At 74.4% G+C, this 1,940-nt stretch carries 3 protein-coding genes; 2 read left to right on the plus strand and 1 reads right to left on the minus strand.

What is annotated here, in order from left to right; all coding sequences use genetic code 11:
• The coding region (locus PV341_RS44850; RefSeq protein ID WP_500361007.1) for a phosphotransferase at nucleotides 1-552 on the plus strand (552 nt) is incomplete at its 5' end.
• A 75-nt stretch (nucleotides 553-627) separates the two neighbouring features.
• Nucleotides 628-1,347 carry a vWA domain-containing protein gene (locus tag PV341_RS44855; RefSeq protein WP_500361008.1) on the plus strand — a complete coding sequence of 240 codons (720 nt, stop codon included), beginning with the start codon at nucleotides 628-630 and terminating at the stop codon, nucleotides 1,345-1,347.
• On the opposite strand, the gene PV341_RS44860 is transcribed toward PV341_RS44855, so the two are convergent.
• The gene (locus PV341_RS44860) at nucleotides 1,334-1,906 is read right to left on the minus strand and encodes a hypothetical protein (protein WP_500328951.1); all 573 of its coding nucleotides are present in this window, start codon (nucleotides 1,904-1,906) and stop codon (nucleotides 1,334-1,336) included. The genes PV341_RS44855 and PV341_RS44860 overlap by 14 nt on opposite strands.
• Between the last annotated feature and the right edge of the window lie 34 nt (nucleotides 1,907-1,940).

Here is a 1,940-nt window from a genome sequence, read left to right on the forward strand (position 1 = left end):
GCGGAGCGCCTGGAGTGGGCGGGCCGCTTCACACCCGTGCCGCCCGTCCTGGAGCACGGGGCGGACGGGGACGGGGCCTGGCTGGTGACGCGCGGGCTGCCCGGGGAGAGTGCCGTCAGCCCGCGCTGGACGGCGGATCCCGGCACCGCGGTGCGTGCGCTGGGAGCCGGGCTGCGCGCGTTGCACGAGCGGCTGCCCGTGGACCGCTGCCCGTACGACTGGTCCGTCGGCACCCGCCTGGAACGCGCCCGGCGGTCGGGCAGGGACGTGCCGGGGGACCTGCCGCCGGCGCCGACCGTCGAGCGGCTCGTGGTGTGCCACGGCGACCCCTGCGCGCCCAACACGCTGCTCGGGGAAGACGGGACCTGGTCGGGCCACGTCGACATGGGCGCCCTCGGGCTGGCCGACCGCTGGGCCGACCTGGCCGTCGCCACCTGGAGCACCGAGTGGAACTACGGCCCCGGCTGGGAGGACGCGCTCCTGGACGCGTACGGCATCGCCCCCGATCCGGAGCGGACCGCCTTCTACCGGCGGCTGTGGAGCGTCACCTGACCGGTGACCCCGGGCGGGTGGAGGTGGCACGATCGGGGCGGAAGAGGAAGCGCGAGCGTGAGGGGGCGGGGCGCAATGGCCATCGGTCTGGAGAAGGTGCAGGCGGCGGCGCCCGGGCTGGTGAGCCTGTACAAGGGTGCCCGGGTGTCGCTGGAGAAGTCCGGGGTCGCGGGGGAACGGGCCGCGGTGTACCTGGTGCTGGACCGGTCCGGCAGCATGCGGCGGCACTACCGGGACGGCACGGTGCAGCGGCTGGCCGAGCAGGCCCTGGGGCTCGCGGCGAACCTCGACGACGACGGGGTCGTGCCGGTGGTCTTCTTCTCCACCGAGGTGGACGGCGTCGCCGAGATCGGCCTCGACGGCTACGAGGGGCGGATCAACGCGCTCCACGACAGCTACGGCCACATGGGCCGCACCAACTACCACCTGGCGATGCAGGCGGTGATCGACCACTACCGGGCGTCCGGCGCGACGCAGCCCGCGTTCGTCATCTTCCAGACGGACGGCGGTCCTTCCTCACGCACGGCCGCCGAGCGGCTGCTGTGCTCCGCGGCCGGGTTGCCGCTCTTCTGGCAGTTCGTCGGCTTCGGGGATCCGGAGGGCAAGGACTTCGACTTCCTGCGCAAGCTGGACGAACTCCCGGTGCCCGCCAAGCGGGTGGTGGACAACGCCGGTTTCCACGCCGCCGGGGAGGAGCCCGCGGCGGCGTCGGACGCCGAGCTGTACGCGGCGCTGATGGAGGAGTTCCCGCAGTGGCTGGCGGCGGCGCGGGCGGCGGGCGTCATCCGGGGCTGACGGTCACCTCGGCGGGACCGGCGGTGGGTGCGGCGGCCGCCTCGACGAGGCGGTCGAGTTCGGCGGCCGACCCGGGCGCGAGCCGGTAGACGCCCTGGAGGCCGACCGACCGCATCAGACGGCCGTCCTCGACGAACCGCAGCCGGCGTTCGGCGCGGCGCGAGCGGTAGGTGAGCCGTTCCAGCAGCTCGCCGGGGACGGTGGTGCCGAAGTCGAGCGGGGTGCCGGGTGGGCCGACCAGTACCTCGGACACGCAACCGCCCTCCAGCGGCGACCAGTCGGGCAGCTTCGCCAGCTCGTCCGCGGCCTCCTCGTACGGGATGATCCGTGCCACCTCCAGGCGGCCCAGCACATGGAGCCTGGTCCGGTGGACGCGCAGCGGGAAGACGCGGTCGCCGGGCCGTACGCCCGCGAGCCGGAAGCTGGGCAGGGACTGGTGCGGGCCGCCGAACAGGACGCGGAGCGGGCGTCCGGTGTAGCCGTCGCGCGTCAGCCGGCGGCAGAGGTCGTTGGTCCACAACGTCGTGAAGGACTGCGGGGCGTCGGACGGTTCGGACATGGCGGCCACGGTAGGGGGCGGGACCGACAACGTC

Source organism: Streptomyces sp. PA03-1a (genome assembly GCF_033792805.1).
In the GTDB taxonomy this organism is placed as follows: Bacteria; Actinomycetota; Actinomycetes; order Streptomycetales; family Streptomycetaceae; genus Actinacidiphila.